13 protein-coding genes and 1 riboswitch are annotated in these 17,001 nt (G+C 71.9%); of the genes, 10 read left to right on the top strand and 3 right to left on the bottom strand.

The genetic code is table 11. The features are described 5' to 3' along the window. Window positions 1-210: 210 nt before the first annotated feature. A riboswitch (cyclic di-AMP (ydaO/yuaA leader) is annotated at window positions 211-377 on the top strand. A gap of 12 nt (window positions 378-389) precedes the next feature. Both ACFWRO_RS08305 and ACFWRO_RS08300 read left to right on the top strand, forming a co-directional pair. Continuing rightward, a complete protein-coding gene (locus tag ACFWRO_RS08305) occupies window positions 390-1,175 on the top strand; it encodes a M23 family metallopeptidase (protein ID WP_384506069.1) in 786 nt (261 codons plus the stop codon). Between the two features lie 174 nt (window positions 1,176-1,349). Beyond that, complete coding sequence (locus tag ACFWRO_RS08300) at window positions 1,350-2,042, top strand: GntR family transcriptional regulator (RefSeq protein WP_384506066.1); 693 nt, start codon at window positions 1,350-1,352, stop codon at window positions 2,040-2,042. Between the two features lie 181 nt (window positions 2,043-2,223). On the opposite strand, the gene ACFWRO_RS08295 is transcribed toward ACFWRO_RS08300, so the two are convergent. Further along, entirely contained in the window at window positions 2,224-2,505 is a 282-nt protein-coding gene (locus ACFWRO_RS08295; protein ID WP_384506063.1) for an HPr family phosphocarrier protein, read from the bottom strand. Between the two features lie 176 nt (window positions 2,506-2,681). Between ACFWRO_RS08295 and ACFWRO_RS08290 the strand changes: the two genes are divergently transcribed. The 8 genes from ACFWRO_RS08290 to ACFWRO_RS08255 all read left to right on the top strand — a co-directional run bounded on the left by ACFWRO_RS08290 (window position 2,682) and on the right by ACFWRO_RS08255 (window position 15,084). Continuing rightward, entirely contained in the window at window positions 2,682-5,579 is a 2,898-nt protein-coding gene (locus ACFWRO_RS08290) for a GNAT family N-acetyltransferase (protein ID WP_384506060.1), read from the top strand. Window positions 5,580-5,666: 87 nt separating this feature from the next. Next, window positions 5,667-6,251: a DUF5998 family protein gene (locus ACFWRO_RS08285; protein WP_384506057.1), complete on the top strand. Its 585-nt coding sequence runs from the start codon at window positions 5,667-5,669 to the stop codon at window positions 6,249-6,251. Next, entirely contained in the window at window positions 6,251-7,459 is a 1,209-nt protein-coding gene (locus ACFWRO_RS08280) for an alkaline phosphatase family protein (protein WP_384506054.1), read from the top strand. The genes ACFWRO_RS08285 and ACFWRO_RS08280 overlap by 1 nt, the downstream gene beginning before the upstream one ends. A gap of 61 nt (window positions 7,460-7,520) precedes the next feature. Continuing rightward, entirely contained in the window at window positions 7,521-8,171 is a 651-nt protein-coding gene (locus ACFWRO_RS08275) for a thymidine kinase (protein WP_384506052.1), read from the top strand. A gap of 118 nt (window positions 8,172-8,289) precedes the next feature. After that, window positions 8,290-9,288 carry a hypothetical protein gene (locus tag ACFWRO_RS08270; RefSeq protein ID WP_384506049.1) on the top strand — a complete coding sequence of 333 codons (999 nt, stop codon included), beginning with the start codon at window positions 8,290-8,292 and terminating at the stop codon, window positions 9,286-9,288. Window positions 9,289-9,308: 20 nt separating this feature from the next. Further along, window positions 9,309-12,089 carry an ATP-binding protein gene (locus tag ACFWRO_RS08265; protein WP_384506047.1) on the top strand — a complete coding sequence of 927 codons (2,781 nt, stop codon included), beginning with the start codon at window positions 9,309-9,311 and terminating at the stop codon, window positions 12,087-12,089. A gap of 461 nt (window positions 12,090-12,550) precedes the next feature. After that, window positions 12,551-14,221 carry a hypothetical protein gene (locus ACFWRO_RS08260; protein WP_384506044.1) on the top strand — a complete coding sequence of 557 codons (1,671 nt, stop codon included), beginning with the start codon at window positions 12,551-12,553 and terminating at the stop codon, window positions 14,219-14,221. After that, window positions 14,206-15,084 (top strand): hypothetical protein, encoded by an 879-nt coding sequence (locus tag ACFWRO_RS08255; protein ID WP_384506042.1) that lies wholly within the window; start codon window positions 14,206-14,208, stop codon window positions 15,082-15,084. Before ACFWRO_RS08260 ends, ACFWRO_RS08255 begins: the two co-directional genes overlap by 16 nt. Window positions 15,085-15,205: 121 nt before the next feature. On the opposite strand, the gene ACFWRO_RS08250 is transcribed toward ACFWRO_RS08255, so the two are convergent. Both ACFWRO_RS08250 and ACFWRO_RS08245 read right to left on the bottom strand, forming a co-directional pair. Then, window positions 15,206-15,640, bottom strand: coding sequence for a heme-binding protein (locus tag ACFWRO_RS08250; RefSeq protein WP_384506041.1), 435 nt, complete (start codon window positions 15,638-15,640; stop codon window positions 15,206-15,208). Between the two features lie 55 nt (window positions 15,641-15,695). Further along, window positions 15,696-16,925: an MFS transporter gene (locus ACFWRO_RS08245; protein ID WP_384506038.1), complete on the bottom strand. Its 1,230-nt coding sequence runs from the start codon at window positions 16,923-16,925 to the stop codon at window positions 15,696-15,698. Window positions 16,926-17,001: the final 76 nt, after the last annotated feature.

Raw genomic sequence — 17,001 nt, 5'->3', positions numbered from 1 at the left:
TGAGCCGCGCCGCTGCTGCGGCGGAGTGTCCGGAGGACCCTGACGTCACGTTACGTCAGGGTCCTCCGCTTTGTCCGTATTGATGTATAGCGTGGTTGTATGCCCTGTGGCATGTCTTACAAACAGGCGTGTCTGTTTGGTGATTGAAAGACGATCCGCATAGCGTCGGTCCGGCTGTTCGCCAGTTGCACCCGCCGCACCCGCGGCATCGGACAGTCATCGCCGAGTCCCCGTCAGGCGCGAGCCTGGGGAGCCGGGGACCCACACGAAGTCCCTGGGGTGAATCGGACGCCTTCGCATCCGTGCGGAGGGGCCCGTAGGAGACCTTCCTGCTCCGAACCCGTCAGCTAACCCGGTAGGCGAGAAGGAAGGAAAGGATCAGCCACTACATGGCGTTCACCCGTGCCACCGGGAAGCATCGTGGTCCGAGCCGTCTGGCGCGCCGCAGCGCGGGCGTCGCCGGCGTCGCGACCCTCGCCACCGCCGGCGTCATCGGCACCCTCGCCTCCCCGGCGCTCGCCGTCGACACGGACGCCCCCTCCCTGGAGGACACCGGCCTGACCCAGGTCGTCGTCGCCGACAACGCCCTCGCCGACAAGATCGACGCCCAGGCCGCCGCGCAGGAGCGCGAGGCCGCCGAGGCCGAGGCGAAGCGCGTCGCCGAGGCCCGCGCCAAGGCGGAGGCCAAGCGCAAGGCGGAGGCCCGCGCCAAGGAGGTCCGCGCCGCCAAGGAGCGCGCCGCCCGCGAGGCCGAGCGCAAGCGCCTGAACTCCTTCCAGTCCCCCGTGGCCGGCTCGTACGTCTCCACCGGCTACCAGGCCGGCGGCTCCCTCTGGTCCTCCGGCAGCCACTCCGGCGTCGACTTCCACGCCGCCTACGGCACCAAGGTCGTCTCCGTCGGCTCCGGCACCGTCGTCGAGGCCGGCTGGGGCGGCGCGTACGGCAACAACATCGTCATCCGGATGAACGACGGCACGTACACCCAGTACGGGCACCTCTCGGCCATCAGTGTCTCCGTCGGCCAGTCCGTCACTCCGGGCCGGCAGATAGGGATCTCGGGGTCGACCGGCAACTCGACCGGCCCGCACCTCCACTTCGAGGCCCGCACCACCGCCGAGTACGGCTCCGACATCAACCCGGTCGCGTACCTCCGCGCCCGCGGCGTGAACGTCTGACCGACCGGCCGCGCACGTCAGAAAAGCCCCGGCTCGTACTGAGCCGGGGCTTTTCGCTGACCCATCGCTGACCAAAAGATATCCATGGTTAACGAGGACCCGTCGGAAATGCCGCCCCGCTGCAATAGAGTCACCGGACAACCGGTTTCGCGCGTATTAAGGCGGAGGTCGATCATGCGCATTCCCGCGCACTCGGTGTGCACGGCGATCCGGGACGACATCGTCACCGGCGTCTTCGAGCGCGGCGGCCGGCTGACCGAGGAGCAGCTGGCCCGCCGATACGGAGTCTCCCGCGTCCCGGTCCGCGAGGCGCTGCGCACCCTGGAGTCCGAGGGCTTCGTGATCACCCGCCGGCACGCGGGCGCGCAGGTGGCCGAGCCCACCGAGCAGGAGGCGGCCGACCTCCTGGACATGCGCTCGCTGCTTGAACCGCTCGGCGCCGCCCGGGCCGCGCAGCGCCGTACCGACGCGCACCTCAAGGTGCTGCGCGGCCTGGTCAGACTGGGGCAGGAGCGGGCCAGGCGCGGACAGGGGGACGATCTGCGCTCGCTCGGCGGCTGGTTCCACGAGACCCTGGCGCAGGCCTCGGGCAGCCCGGCGCTCACCGCCCTGCTCACCCAGCTGCGGCACAAGATCGCCTGGATGTACGCGGTCGAGGCCCCCGCCCAGCCGGTCGAGGCGTGGGCGGAGCACGGGGCGATCGTGGACGCGGTGGCGCGCGGCGACGCCGAACGGGCCCGCGCCCTGACCGCGCTGCACGCCGAGCGCTCTCTGCTGCTGCACCGGCTGAAGCGCCCCGACCGTCCGCCGCGCGGGCGTGTGAGGACTTCGCAACATGTCGTCAACACCGCGAGCGGCCGGAATTAACGAGCGGGCCGTATACAAAGAGCGGGAATTCTCGGGGGCTTTCTTCGTGCTGCCCGGAATGCTGGAATCGCGACGCGGAGCGGCCCGGAATCAGGAAAAGAAAGAAGCCGCACCCGCCGTCATTTCGGCGTGTGCGGCTTCCCGCGAATTCGGCCCGGACGTCCGTCCGGCCGGAGATCCGTCAGACGGTCTCGGGGAGCTCCTCGAGACCCTCGGCAACCAGCTTCGCCAGACGGTCGAGCGCGGCCTCGGCGCCTTCGGAGTCCGAAGCGAGCACGATCTCCTCGCCGCCCTGCGCACCCAGACCGAGCACCGCGAGCATCGACGCGGCGTTCACCGGGTTGCCATCGGCCTTGGCGATCGTCACGGGGACGCCGGAGGCCGTGGCGGCACGGACGAAGATGGAGGCGGGGCGGGCGTGCAGGCCCTCGGCCCAACCGACGTTGACGCGGCGCTCAGCCATGGTGTTGCCCTTCAAGTCTCAAGCGGGTTGTCTAGACCAGTCTCTCACGGGTCGCGGGGTGCTCGTCGCCGACCTTCGGCCCCCGCCGGGGGGCCGTTCGGTCCTCCTTACCTTGCATGGCGCACACGTGCCGCGCGACCGGTGCCCGTGTCGTACCCCGGCCGTACGCTTGGCCCATGCAGAGCGCGTCGGAACGGCCGGAGCAAGCGGAACACGAGTACCCCGACCACTGGGAAGCGGACGTCGTCCTCCGCGACGGCGGCACCGCGCGCATCAGGCCCATCACCGCCGACGACGCCGACCGGCTGGTCAGCTTCTACGAGCAGGTCTCCGACGAGTCGAAGTACTACCGCTTCTTCGCGCCCTACCCCCGGCTCTCCGCCAAGGACGTGCACCGCTTCACCCACCACGACTTCGTGGACCGGGTGGGCCTCGCGGCCACGGTCGGCGGCGAGTTCATCGCCACCGTGCGGTACGACCGGATCGACGACCGCGGCATGCCCGCCTCCTCGCCCGCCGACGAGGCGGAGGTCGCCTTCCTCGTCCAGGACGCCCACCAGGGGCGCGGCGTGGCCTCCGCGCTGCTCGAACACATCGCGGCGGTGGCGCGCGAACGGGACATCCGGCGGTTCGCGGCGGAGGTGCTGCCCGCCAACACCAAGATGATCAAGGTCTTCACGGACGCCGGATACACCCAGAAGCGGAGCTTCGAGGACGGTTCCGTACGGCTCCACCTCGACCTGGAGCCCACCGACCGCTCCCTCGCCGTGCAGCGCGCCCGGGAGCAGCGAGCGGAGGCGCGCTCCGTGCAGCGGCTCCTCACCCCCGGCTCGGTCGCCGTCGTCGGAGCGGGCCGTACCCCGGGCGGGGTCGGCCGGACGGTCCTGCGCAACCTCCTGGACGGCGGCTTCACCGGACGGACGTACGCGGTCAACCGTGCCCTGACCGAGGAGACCGGCACGCTCGAAGGAGTGCCGGCCTTCCGCTCCGTCGGGGACATCGGCGAACCGGTGGACCTCGCGATCGTGGCCGTCCCCGCCGAGCGCGTGCCCGAAGCGGTCGCCGACTGCGGCGAGCACGGGGTGCGCGGCCTCGTCGTGCTCTCGGCGGGGTACGCGGAGACCGGGTCGGGGGAGGGCCGGGACCGGCAGCGGGAACTGGTGCGGCAGGCCCGCTCGTACGGCATGCGGATCATCGGGCCCAACGCGTTCGGGATCATCAACACCTCGGCCGACGTCCGGCTGAACGCCTCGCTGGCGCCGCGGCTGCCGGCCGCCGGACGGATCGGGCTCTTCACCCAGTCCGGCGCGATCGGTATCGCGCTCCTCGCGGGACTGCACCGGCACGGCGCCGGGATCTCCTCCTTCATCTCCGCGGGCAACCGGGCGGACGTCTCCGGCAACGACTTCCTCCAGTACTGGTACGACGACCCGGAGACGGACGTCGTCCTGCTGTACCTGGAGTCCATCGGGAACCCGCGGAAGTTCACCCGGCTGGCCCGGCGCACGGCGGCGGTGAAGCCGGTCGTCGTGGTGAGGGGCGCGCGGCACAGCGGAAGCGCGCCGCCGGGACACCGGGTGCCGGTCACCCGGATCCCGTACGCCACCGTCTCCGAGCTGCTCCGGCAGGCCGGGGTCATCCGCGTCGACACGGTCACCGAGCTCGTCGACGCGGGGCTCCTCCTCGCGGGCCAGCCGCTGCCGGCCGGGCCGCGCGTCGCCATCCTCGGCAACTCCGAGTCGCTCGGCCTGCTCGCGTACGACGCCTGCCTGACGGAGGGGCTCCGCCCACTGCGGCCGCTCGACCTGACGACGGGCGCGAGCCCCGCGGACTTCCGCACCGCGCTGGCGGCCGCGCTCGTGGACGACGCGTGCGACGCGGTCGTGGTGACCGCGATCCCCTGGGTCGGCGAGAACGGCGCGGTGGAGTCCGGCGACGGCGAGGTCCTCGCCGCCCAGCTCCGCGAGGCGGTCGCCGCCGCCCCGCTGCCGGCGAAGCCGGTGGTGGTCGTCCACGTCGAGATGGGCGGCCTGGCGGAGGCCCTCTCGGCGGCCACCAGCACGAGACCGCCGGCTCGGCGCACGCCACCGGCCCCGGCCCCGGCCCCGCAGGGACCCCCGGCCCCTGCCCCGCAGGCACCCCCGGCCGCTGCCACCCCGACGGCGGCCGAAGGCCCGCCCACCCCCGCTACTCCCACCCGCCCCGGCGGGATCCCCGCCTACCCCGCGGCCGAGCGGGCCGTGCGTGCGCTGGCCGAGGCGGTCCGGTACGGGCAGTGGCGACGGCAGGCCGTCGAGCCCGGACGGGTGCCCGAGTTCGAGGAGATCGACGAGGCCGGGGCCGCCGCGCAGATCGAGCGCGCCCTCGGGCCGGACGCGGACGCCCGCGGCGTGACCCTCGACGCCCACGCGGCCCGCGAGCTGCTCGGGCGGTACGGGATCGACGTGCTCCCCACCCTGCCCGCGCCCACCCCCGACGCCGCCGTTCACGCCGCCGACCGGCTCGGCTACCCGGTCGCCCTCAAGACGACCGCCCCCCACCTGCGCCACCGCCCCGACCTCGGAGGCGTACGCCTCGACCTCGCCGGCGAGGAACAACTCCGTACCGCGTACGCCGAACTGACCGAGGCCCTCGGCAAGCCCGCCGAGCTGCTGCCGGTCGTCCAGGCGATGGTGCCGCGCGGCGTCGACACCGTCGTGCGCTCGGCCATCGACCCGGCGGTCGGCGCCGTGCTCTCCTTCGGCCTGGCCGGCGCCGCCTCCGAACTGCTCGGCGACATGTCCCACCGCCTGGTCCCGGCCACCGACCGGGACGCCGCCGAGCTGGTCCGCGCCATCCGCACCGCCCCGCTGCTCTTCGGCTGGCGCGGCTCCGCCCCCGTCGACACCCCCGCCCTCGAGGAGCTGCTGCTGCGCGTCTCCCGGCTGGTCGACGACCATCCCGAGGTCGTCGCGATCGCCCTGGAGCCCGTCGTCGTCGCCCCGCACGGCCTCTCCGTGCTCGGCGCGACGGTCCGGCTCGCCCCACCACCACCCCGCACGGACCTCGGCCCGCGCAGCCTTCCGAGCTACTAGACGGCTACTAGACCCCCTCGGGAACGGCCTCGACGAGACGGCCGGACCGTCCCGGAGTGCCCCTTCCGACGGATTAGGATGGAGTCCATGGCGAAGACCGGTACGACGACCCAGGGGCTGCGCGCGGCGATCGAGCGCAGCGGCTATTACCCGGCCCTCGTGGCCGAGGCGGTGGAGGCCGCCGTCGGCGGCGAGCCGATCGCGTCGTACCTGGTGCACCAGGAGACCACCTTCGACTCCAACGAGGTCCGTCGCCATGTCACGGTCCTCGTCCTGACGGCCAACCGCTTCATCGTCAGCCACACCGACGAGCAGGCCGCCGACAGCAGCTCCCCGACCCCGTACGCCACGACCTCCACCGAGTCGGTCAAGCTCGACCGGATCTCCTCCGTCGTCGTCAGCCGGGTCGTCGCCAACCCGGAGTCGTACACCGTCGGCACCCTGCCCCGTGAGGTCGTCCTCACCATCGGCTGGGGCGCCGTCTCGCGGATCGACCTGGAGCCCGCCGCCTGCGGGGACCCCAATTGCGACGCCGACCACGGCTACACCGGCAACGCCACCGCCGACGACCTCAGCCTGCGCGTCAGCGAGGCCGGCGACGGCCCGGACACGGTCCGCCAGACCCTCGTCTTCGCCCAGTCGCTCTCCGAAGCCACCGCGGCGACCCGCTGATGGTCGTCCAGCCCACCACCGTCGCCTCCGGCTGGCCGGACGATCCCGTACCGCTCGATCTCGCCACGGCGCCCGTCCCCGAGTACGGCACCGGCTCGCTGGCCGACGTCCTCCCGACGCTCGTCGCCGGACAGGGCGCCCCCGGCTTCGACGCCCGGATCGCCGAGCTCGCCCCGGCCGACCGGAACTGCCTCTTCCTGATCGACGGGCTCGGCTGGGAGCAGATCAAGGCCCACCCGGACGAGGCCCCGTACCTCACGTCCCTCCTCGGCTCCTCGCGCGGCGGCACTGGTCGCCCGATCACCGCGGGCTTCCCCGCCACCACCGCGACCTCGCTCGCCTCGGTCGGTACGGGACGGTTCCCCGGCGCGCACGGACTGCCCGGCTACACCGTCCGCAACCCCGGGACCGGCGAGCTGATGAACCAGCTCCGCTGGAAGCCGTGGACCTCGCCGCGCGTCTGGCAGCCGTACCCCACGGTCTTCCAGCTCGCCCACGAGGCGGGCATCCACACCGCCCAGGTCTCGTCGCCGATCTTCCAGGACACCCCGCTCACCAAGATCGCGCTGAGCGGCGGGACGTTTCACGGCCGGCTCTCCGGCGAGGAGCGGATGGACTTCGCCGCCGAGCAGCTCGCCGGCGGCGACCGCTCGCTGGTGTACACGTACTACAGCGAACTCGACGGGGCCGGACACCGCTTCGGCATCGACTCCGACGCCTGGCGCGGTCAGCTGATGTTCGTCGACCGGCTCGTGCAGCGCCTCGCGGAGCAGCTGCCGCCCCGCTCGGCCCTGTACGTCACGGCCGACCACGGCATGGTCGACATCCCCTTCGACGACCAGCACCGGATCGACTTCGACGAGGACTGGGAGCTGCGCGCCGGTGTCGCCCTCCTCGGCGGCGAGGGGCGCGCCCGGCACGTCTACGCGGTGCCGGGGGCCGAGGCCGATGTGCTCACGTGCTGGCGGGAAGTGCTCGGCGAGCAGTTCTGGGTGGCGAGCCGCGAGGAGGCCATCGCGCTCGGCTGGTTCGGCGACGAGGTCGACGAGCGGGTCCACGGCCGGATCGGCGACGTCGTCGCCGCGGCCCACGACGACGTCATCATCACCGCCTCCGTCAACGAGCCCCACGAGTCGGCGATGGTCGGTGTGCACGGATCGATGACGCCCGCGGAGCAGCTGGTCCCGCTCCTCGAAGTCCGCTCCTGACCCGTACCCGTACGCCCTTACCCCCGTCACCCACCCCGACCTGAAAGGTCCCTGACTCCCCATGCCCGAGCTGGTGTTCTTCTCCGGAACGATGGACTGCGGAAAGAGCACACTGGCTCTCCAGATCGGCCACAACCGCTCTGCCCGCGGGCTCCAGGGCGTGATCTTCACGCGTGACGACCGGGCGGGAGAGGGCAAGCTGTCCTCCCGTCTCGGCCTGGTGACGGAGGCGGTCGAGGCCGGCGAGGGCATGGACCTGTACGCGTATCTGGTGGACCAGCTGTCCAAGGGCGGCAAGGCGGACTACGTCATCGTGGACGAGGCCCAGTTCCTCGCGCCCGAGCAGATCGACCAGCTGGCCCGGATCGTGGACGACCTGGAGCTGGACGTCTTCGCCTTCGGCATCACCACCGACTTCCGCACCAAGCTCTTCCCGGGCTCGCAGCGGCTGATCGAACTGGCCGACCGGATCGAGCAGCTCCAGGTCGAGGCGCTGTGCTGGTGCGGCGCCCGCGCCACCCACAACGCCCGCACGGTGGACGGCGTCATGGTCGTCGAGGGCGAACAGGTCGTCGTCGGCGACGTCAACCGCCCGGCCGAGGAAGTCGGCTACGAGGTCCTCTGCCGCCGCCACCACCGCCGCCACATGACCTCCGCCGCCACCCGCGCCGGCGCCCTCTCCCCGGACGTCCTCCCCGTCAACCACGCCTGAGCACTGCTTCCTTGTCCCCGGTCCGTGCCGACTCCCCGAAGTTCGGGGGGCTTTGGTCGATGTCGGTCGCCTGCATTAGTGTGATCAACTCGAATGCTGGGACGTTGGAACGGGGACCATGGACGGTATACAAGCCGGAGGCACGGCGGGTTGGGCGGCCACGGGGGCGATGGGGCCGAATGCCGCATACCGCAACCAGACGATGAAGTACGAGGACGTCGAGCTGAGCTTCGACGAGTCCGTGCCCTTCCGGACCGTGTTCCAGCTCTGGTTCCAGGCCTTCGTCGTCTCCCTCCTCGTCTTCCTGATCTTCGGCCTGCTGCCCGCGCTGATGTCGGACTCCGGCCCCTTCGACTCGGAGGGTGAGCTGGGCACCGGACAGATCCTCGGCACCATCGCCTTCTGGATCGTCCTTCTCGCCGCGCGCATCAACGAACCGGTCTCGGAGTGGAAGACCCTGCTGGAGGACAAGCACGCGGCATCGTCCTCCGCCTACGCGGCCATCTACGGCGCCCTCGCGCGGCGGCAGATCCCCGTGTCCGCGGTGCCTGTCCGGATCCGCAGCGACATCATGCCGGAGGTCGTGAACAATCGGCTGGTCGTCAAGAGCGGCCGGTACGTCGCCTACGTGACGGTGTTCGGCTACGGGACCAGCCTGTACGTCGGATGGACGATGTGGCGCAACCGCTCCGGAGCGGTGATCATCGGTCACTTCCTGAAGGACCTCGTGGGCGGGATGTTCAACCGCACGGGCACGATCAACCAGATGCTCCGCACCGAGAAGCCGCGTGCCATGCGGGAGGCCGTGCACTCCGCGGCCCGCGAGGGCGTGGAGACGGCTGTCCAGGGCATCGAGGTTCCGCTCGTGTCGACCTTCGGTCAGGAGCCGCCCATCCAGTCGGGCGCCGCCGCGAACGGGCAGGCGACGAACAACGGCGGTCCCGTTCCGGGCGCCGTGCCCGCGCCCGGGACGGCCGGTCCGGCCATGGCGCCGCACATGAACCAGCCGTACCCGGCTCCGCAGGTCCCGGGCCCCCCGCCGCCCCACTACGGTGCGCCGACCCCGCCGACCGCCCCGCCCATGCCGCCGTACGGGACCCCCGGCGGTGGGAACTGAGCGCAGCCGGGCCGGACGGCGTGCTCACCGCCACCGACGGCATGACCGTCTGGGCCTGGACGGCCGTTCGCATCGACGCCGCCGCCGACCTCACCGAGACCCGGGAGTACGCGGACCTCTCGGAATCGGAGCGCAGGACCAAGGCGGCGGCCGCCGAGACCGCCTGGCTGACGGGCCAGTGGAACACCGGCCATGGCGAACGGATCGAGCTGCGGTACCTCAGCGACCCGGTCGAGCGCAGGCTCTCCTGCGCCCTGCTCGGTCGGGTCGCGGCTCCCACCGCGGAGCGCGCCCAGGCGGCCGCGCGCGGGCTCCGTGACCGGATGGCAGCGCTGCCCCGGCATGTGCACGCCACGCCGGTCGAGGACGGCGACGAGACGGCACGGCTGCTGACCCCCTTCTCGCCCGATGGGGCGGCGGGGGTGGCGGAGATCCGCAAGCGCTACCACAGTGGTCTCCCCAACCGCCCCGACGCCGGGGTGCAGTACTACCTCGCGCCGCAGCCGTTCACAGCGGCGGCCCCGCCGTGGGACATGCTGTGGCAGGCGCTGGCCGCGCACCCGTACCCCGTCATGCTCAGCATCGGCCTGGAGCCGTACGTCGTACCGCCCGACTTCGGTCCGCTGCTGCACCGCATCGCCACACAGTACGGACGCCTGGGCACACCAGGGCAGCTCCCCGACGGGCTGTGGTCCCCAGGCGCCCAACTCGCCGCCGACGCCTTCGCCGTGGACGCCTCCCGCATCTATGCCGATGCTGCCCGCCGCTACACCGACCGGGTGTTCCGCGTGCGGATCGGGCTCGCCTCGCCGGCGCCCCTGCCGGAATCCCTCGCCGAGCTCGTCGGTGCCACCGTGTCCCCGCCGGTGCAGGCTCGCGAGGGCGGCGTCCTCACCGAGACGATCAACGGTGCGGCCCACACCGTGGCCTGGCCCGCACCCGGTGAACTACCCGCGGCCTGGCGGCAGCTGACCACCCTGGAGCAGTCGCGTTGGGGCGGCGACCACTGCTGGCGGCTGCCCGAACAGCTCTCCCCGCCCCTGCGACTGCTTCCGGAACTCGTCGACGCCCGTGAGGCCGTTGCGGCCTTCCGCCTTCCGCTGGCCGTCAACGGCCACATGACGGGCTTCCCCGTACGGCGCCCCGGCATGGCCGGTGAGACCGCGTACCGCATGGACGGCCCGGCCATCACCCTCGGACAGCAGCTCGTCAACGACACGCCCGCCGGCCCCCTGGGCATCGGCCTCGGCGACCTCACCCGGCATGCCCTGATCGTGGGGACGACCGGCTCCGGCAAGACCAACACCACACTGGCCTTCTGCGAGCAACTGTGGCGTCACCACCAGGTGCCCTTCCTCGTCCTCGAACCCGTCAACTCCGCCCTGGACGACTACCGCTGGCTGGCCACCCGACCTGGGTTCGAGGACCTGCTGGTCCTCACCGTCGGCGACGAATCCGTCGCACCCCTGCGCCTCAACCCCTTCGAGGTGCCGGCCGGGGTGCGCGTCAGCACCCACATCGCCGGACTCATGGCCTGCTTCGACGCGGCCTTCGGCCTCTGGGACCCGTTGCCCAGCATCTACAACCGGGCCCTGCGCGCGACGTACGCCCGCAAGCGCATCGTCCCCACCGACATCGCCGATGCGGCCCAGGCCGGAGACTGGCCGACGCTGCGCGACTTCATCACGGAGATGCGCAAGCAGTGCGAGCAGCTGGACTACTCGGGCGAGGTACGCGACAACATCGTCGCCGCCTCCCGCCTGCGTGCGGAGTCCCTCGCGGAAGGGGCCTGCGGCACCACCCTGGACGTGGCCCGCTCCTATCCGGTGGAGGAGCTGTTGCGGCGGCCGGTGATCGTCGAACTGGCCGGAGTCGGGGACAACGAGAAGGAGCAGTCGCTCATCACAGCGCTGCTCCTGCAGAACATGACCGAGTACTACAAGGCGAACCGCGGGGGCGGCTCCCTCGCCCACGTCACCGTGATCGAGGAGGCTCACCGCCTGCTCGGCCGGCCGGTGGCCCACGGTGGCGACGCGAAGGAGGGCAACGCGCAGGCCCGGGCGGCCCAGGCTTTCGCCAACACCCTGGCGGAGAACCGTAAGTACGGCGAGGGCGTGGTCATCGTCGAACAGGTACCCGGCAAGCTCGTCGAGGACGCGTACAAGAACACCAACCTCAAGGTCATGCACCGTCTGCCGTCCGCGGAGGACCGCAACCTCATCGGCGGAACCATGCGGTTCTCTCCCGACCAGGAGCGGTACGCCGCCTCCCTTGAGCCCTTCCAGGCCTTCGCCCACCATGACCGCATCGACCGTCCGGGACTGCTCCAGGTACCCGACGTACGCGCGCAGGCAGCGAGGGAGGCGGGCGTCAGCCGGGCACCTCTGGCGACGGACGCGGAACTGGCCACCCGCTTCCGCGCCTTGGCAGCCGACGACGAGGCGGTCGACGCCGCACTGGCGCCCTTCCCGGACTGCGAAGGCTGCCGTCACCGGTGCAGCTTCCGCACCCGGGCCGCCACGGCGGTGTGGCCCGAGCACGGTACGAAGTTGAAGGAACGCGTGGCGGCGTACCCGAAGACGAGCGGCGAGCAGGCCGGTTGGTGGCGCGACACCGGCGACTGGGTGGCCGGGCTCGCGGACACGGTTCCCCTGCGCGTGCCGGAAGGGGATCGGGACTCCGCGGTGGACGACTACCGGGCCTGTGTCTTCGTCCACGTCGCCCGAGCGGCTTGGCAGCGCAACACCCTGCCCTGGGTTCGCCTCTACCGCGACAACGTCCGGCCAGGACGTGACCGATGAGCGAGCGCCCGACAGAGCAGCCCCCACGTCCGGAAGCCTCAGCTTCGCCAGAGCCCACGGACGCTCCTGCCCCGACCCCGCCGACGGACGCCCCAGCCCCGGCCCCGCCGACGGACGCCCCGGCCCCGGCCCCGGCGACGGACCGGGCGGAAGCCTCCAAGCCGGAGGAAGCGCCTGACTCGGCGGGGGCGCCCGATCCGGCGGAGGCTTCCGACTCGGGGGGAGCGCCCGATCCGGCGGAGGCCTCCGACTCGGCGGAAGCGCCCGATCCCGCCGAAGCCTCCGACTCGGCGGGAGCCTCTGCCTCTGCCGAAGTCCGCAACCCGGCGGATGCCTCCGTCCCGCCTGAAGCCTCTGACCTCGACGAGGCACCCGTCCCCGCTGAAGCCTCTGATCCTGACGAGGCACCTGACCCCGCCAGGGCGTCGGATTCTGGCGAGGCTCCTGGCCGGGACGCGCGTGTGTCATCGGACGTGGCGCCGGATCCGGAGGAAGCACCGGTTCCGGAGGTAGCACCGGTTCCGGCGGAGGCCGTCGACTCGGCCGGATCGGGCTCCCCGGAAGCGGACGAGGCGCCCGCTCCTTTCCCGGCATCGGACGACACCACCGGGTCGGTCGGGCCCGAGCGCCCGGAGGCGCCCGCCGCCGAGGGCAGCGAACCGGAAGCGCCGGAAGGTTCCGGCGATCGGCCGGAACCGGACGACGAAATTCCCGAACTGGAGCTGGAACTCAAGCCCTACGACGACTCCGTGCCGTACTCGGCCGCGTACACCGCAGCACCCGGTGCCGAGCAGCCGGACGAGTCCTCCAAGAACGTGTCGGCGCCCGAGGCGGCCGCCGAGCCGACCGCCGAGGCCGCGCCGGAGGCCGGGGTGGACGGGGCCGGACGACCCGGCGCACCCGAGACCGAGACCGCTCCGGAGCCCGCAGAGGCGGAGGCGACCGGGCCCGGAGAATCCCCGGCTCCGCCCCGAGCCGAGTCCCGCGAAGCGGACGCGGCACCCGCACGGGCATCGGAGGCCGCCGATGGGTCGGCGACGGAGCCGACAGCGCCGACGGACGCACCCGAGCCGCCGGCACCCGAGGCTGACGCGGAGGCTGCTCCGGAACGGGCCGAGGCGGCGAAGCCGCCTGCGGAGGTCCTGCACTCGGCTGAAGAGGCTCCGGAGCCGACGGCGCCGATCGATGCCCCGGAGCCGCAGGCAGAAGGTCCCCGGGACCTCCCCGCGCACGCCGAGAACGAGGCCGATCCCGTCGAAGCCCACGAGGGCAGGACGCCGGCGAGTGAGGCCGAGGCCGCCGAACCGGCCGGTGCCGGTGCGAAGCCGGGGGAGACCGGCGAGACTGCCCTGCCAGGCGACGGCAACGGCATTCGCCAGGACCACGAGGCGGAGGCCGAGCCGACGGCCGAAGCGTCCGAGGACGAAGCCGAGCGGCACGACAACAGCGCGCTGCGCGACGGCCCCAGCTACCAGCAGGAGATCGACGACCAGCTGGGCGCACGCGGCCTGGACCGCTCCGAGCACGACAAGCTCCGGCTCACCCGGACCAACGAGCTGAGCGAGGCGCAGGCCCGCGAGGTCGTCGGGGTCCGTGACGCGATCAAGCTCGACGAGGGCCGCATGGTGACCAAGGTGATCGCCCCCCCGACCATGCAGGCCTATCTGGACAACGCCACGAGTTTGGGCGAGGACCCCTTCAATCCCGGCGAGTTCCGCGGCTCCATCGCGCGCGGTTCCGACACCGTCGACCTGCGCAGCATGGACCAACTGCGCGACGGGCTTGCTCTTGACGATGGCGGGGCCGGCTGGTCGCCCGTCCCTCCGGGCGCGTCCGAGGCGTACCAGCTGCGCTTCCCGGCACCGCACGACATGCGTGCCAATCCGAGCTTCGGCGCCGTCGACGACGAGAGGCTGGCCAACCACATCGCAAGCATGGCCGACCAGAGCATGGGACGGGCCTGGCGTGACCCGTTCCTCGGCACTGGTTACACCGGCGGGGGTATCCCGGAGTGGATCGCCGAGTCCACCGGCTTCCCCGACCATGCTGAGATTTGGCGTATGCACGCCGACGGTACCGAAGCGGCCGTCGGCTTCTTCGACAAGAACGAAGGACGGTGGAAATCACCATGACTGACCCTGCGGGCTTTCCCTTCCCGGACAAGGGCGAGGTCGCCGTCTTCCACGGCAAGCTCTACCGGACCCGTCCCGCCGTGGGCCTATGGCCGTCCGTCGAGCTGCTGCCCGAGCCCGGCTGCCCCGCACCCGAAGGGCTCGCGCCGCGTGAGGCGGCCGACGGGTCGGTGGGGTACCCGGTTGCGCCGGAGCGCCTTGAAGCCTGGTATGCCGTGAGGTGGACGTTCCGCTGGCGCGGCGAGCTCTTCGATTGCGCCGCCGCCGCGCCCGCCACGCTCACGGGCGACTATCTCGGCTCCGACGAACCTTTCGCCAAAGCGCATCTCAAGCGCCGGGGCATCCGCTACCGCGGCGTCTTCCCGCGCGGCGAGGTCACCGATCTGGAGGAGCACCGCGAGGATCTGCTCCAGCCGCTGCACGCTCTGGTGCGGCGGCTGGCCGAGGTCGACCATTTCCGCCCCAAGGCCTACGCGGTCTACCGCGGCCGGACGTATCCGGCTGCTGCCGAGGCCGATGCCTCGGGCCTCATCGCACTGACCACTGGGCATGACCGACCTGAGGGTCTTGTCGCCGATCCCCGGGACCCGAGCGGCGAGCACTTCCTGGCCGCCCCGGAGCAGTTGGACGCCTGGTACCGGACCCACTGGACCTTCCGATGGAAGGGCGGCCCGTTCGACGCTGTCGGGACGGTGGACGGCTGGATCAAGGGCGTCTACACAGGCGGCAGCTGGGGCTTCGCAGACAACTTTCAGCTGACCGACGAGTCGGCTCCTGGCTACACCCGGTACACGGTCAGGGCGGGCCTCAAGGGCGTCACCGACCTCGAACAGCACCGCACCGACCTGCTGGCCGACCAGTAGGCAGGGCCTTTCGCTCCCGGCCATGTTGGCTTCGTGCTCCTCGCGGCACGGTGCGCGGCCCGTCACACGTCCTTCGCCCGGGGGCTCACGCCGTGCCCCCCTCGCGAGCCGGCGGGTCGGGCTACCGCGCTGCGAGGTCCTCGACGGCCGCGGTCGCGAAGCCGTGGTCCTGTTCCGGCGCTCCGCCGCCGACGCCGATGGCGCCGATGAGCCGGCCGTCGCGGTGGACCGGGAGGCCGCCGGCGATGAAGAGGAGCGGGCGGTCGAGGGCCGTCGTGAGGCTGTGGAACGGGCCGTCGGGCTTCACCAGGTCGACGAGGTCGGCGGTGGGGGCGTTGAGCTGGAGGGCCGTGTACGCCTTGCGGGTGCTGGTCTCGCCGGAGATCAGGACCGCGCGGTCGTCGCGGCGGAAGGCCAGCAGATGGCCGCCCGCGTCCAGGACGGTGACGCTGACGGTGACCCCGGCGTGCTCGGCGGCGCGGCGTGCGGCGGAGAGCAGGATCTCGGCGTCCTGGGTGGTCAGCGGGGTGACGGCCGTGGTGGTGGTCGTGCTCATGGTGCTGTCTTCCTTTGGGTGGGGGAGGGGTACGCGGTTGTGAGGGGTACGGGGGTCAGTGCAGCCCGGCCGGTACCGGTGCGGCGGTCCGGGCCTGGGAGCTGGTCCCTGCGCCGGCCTCGGCTCCGGCAGCCGCGGCACGCCTACGCCGGTCCAGGAACGCCGCCAAGAACGCCAGCAGCAGCGCCGTACCGGAGAGGAGCGCGCCGACCCAGTTCGGGGCGGTGAAGCCGAGGCCCGTGGCGATGACGACGCCGCCGAGCCAGGCGGCCAGGGCGTTGCCGAGATTGAAGGCGCCGATGTTGGCGGCCGAGGCGAGGGTCGGGGCCTGCTTGGCCTGGTCCAGGACCCACTTCTGCAGCGGCGGCACGGTGGCGAAGCCGAGGGCGCCGATCAGGGTGAGGGTGATCGCGGCGAGGACCTTGTTGTGCGCGGTGGCCGTGAAGGCCAGCAGGGTGAGGGAGAGCGCGCCGAGCGACACGAAGAGCATGGGCATCAGGGCGCGGTCGGCGAATTTTCCGCCGAGCAGGTTGCCGAGGAACATGCCGATGCCGAAGAGGACGAGGAGCCAGGTCACGGCCCCCTCGGTGTAGCCGGCGACCTCGGTCATCATCGGGGTGATGTACGTGATGGCCGCGAAGACACCGCCGTACCCGAGGACGGTCATCGCCATGGCCAGCCAGACCTGCACGTTCTTGAAGGCGGCGAACTCGGTGCGCACGTTCGCCGTCTCGGCCCGGCCCGTCGTGGGGATGAGCCTGGCCACGCCGAGGAAGCCGACCACGCCGAGCGCGGCGACGAGGGCGAAGGTGACGCGCCAGCCGGCGGCCTGGCCGATGTAGGTGCCGAGCGGTACGCCGACGATGTTGGCGACGGTCAGGCCCATGAACATCAGGGAGATCGCGGACGCCTTCTTCTCCGGGGCGACCAGGTCCGCGGCGACGACCGAGCCGATGCCGAAGAACGCGCCGTGCGCGAGCGAGGCCACGATCCGGCCGGCCAGCATCATGCCGAAGGAGGGGGCGACGGCGGAGAGCAGGTTGCCGACGATGAAGAGGCCCATCAGGAAGAGGAGCATCTTCTTCCGGGACACCTTGGTGCCGAGCACCGTCAGAAGCGGGGCGCCGAACACGACACCGAGGGCGTAGCCGGTCACCAGCCAGCCGGCCGTGGGGATGGAGACACCGAAGTCGCCGGCGACCTGGGGCAGCACGCCCATGATCACGAACTCGGTGGTGCCGATCCCGAAGGCCCCTATGGCGAGGGCCAGGAGCGCGAGAGGCATGGTGGAGCACCTTCCAGAATGCTTGCAGGGGGGTCTTGCTTGCTTCGACAATAGTTGCAGACGCTGGTTAAGTGCA

The organism is Streptomyces sp. NPDC058579 (assembly GCF_042718575.1).
Lineage (GTDB): Bacteria > Actinomycetota > Actinomycetes > Streptomycetales > Streptomycetaceae > Streptomyces.
The sequence above is the reverse complement of the archived record's forward strand: the minus strand, read 5'-3'. Positions and strand labels throughout refer to the sequence as shown.

What these genes read in the sequence shown, in the direction of transcription:
- ACFWRO_RS08305 (WP_384506069.1), top strand. Translation starts at nt 390, where the DNA reads ATGGCGTTCACCCGTGCCACCGGGAAGCATCGTGGTCCGAGCCGTCTG.
- ACFWRO_RS08300 (WP_384506066.1), top strand. Translation starts at nt 1,350, where the DNA reads ATGCGCATTCCCGCGCACTCGGTGTGCACGGCGATCCGGGACGACATC.
- ACFWRO_RS08295 (WP_384506063.1), bottom strand. Translation starts at nt 2,505, where the DNA reads ATGGCTGAGCGCCGCGTCAACGTCGGTTGGGCCGAGGGCCTGCACGCC.
- ACFWRO_RS08290 (WP_384506060.1), top strand. Translation starts at nt 2,682, where the DNA reads ATGCAGAGCGCGTCGGAACGGCCGGAGCAAGCGGAACACGAGTACCCC.
- ACFWRO_RS08285 (WP_384506057.1), top strand. Translation starts at nt 5,667, where the DNA reads ATGGCGAAGACCGGTACGACGACCCAGGGGCTGCGCGCGGCGATCGAG.
- ACFWRO_RS08280 (WP_384506054.1), top strand. Translation starts at nt 6,251, where the DNA reads ATGGTCGTCCAGCCCACCACCGTCGCCTCCGGCTGGCCGGACGATCCC.
- ACFWRO_RS08275 (WP_384506052.1), top strand. Translation starts at nt 7,521, where the DNA reads ATGCCCGAGCTGGTGTTCTTCTCCGGAACGATGGACTGCGGAAAGAGC.
- ACFWRO_RS08270 (WP_384506049.1), top strand. Translation starts at nt 8,290, where the DNA reads ATGGACGGTATACAAGCCGGAGGCACGGCGGGTTGGGCGGCCACGGGG.
- ACFWRO_RS08250 (WP_384506041.1), bottom strand. Translation starts at nt 15,640, where the DNA reads ATGAGCACGACCACCACCACGGCCGTCACCCCGCTGACCACCCAGGAC.
- ACFWRO_RS08245 (WP_384506038.1), bottom strand. Translation starts at nt 16,925, where the DNA reads ATGCCTCTCGCGCTCCTGGCCCTCGCCATAGGGGCCTTCGGGATCGGC.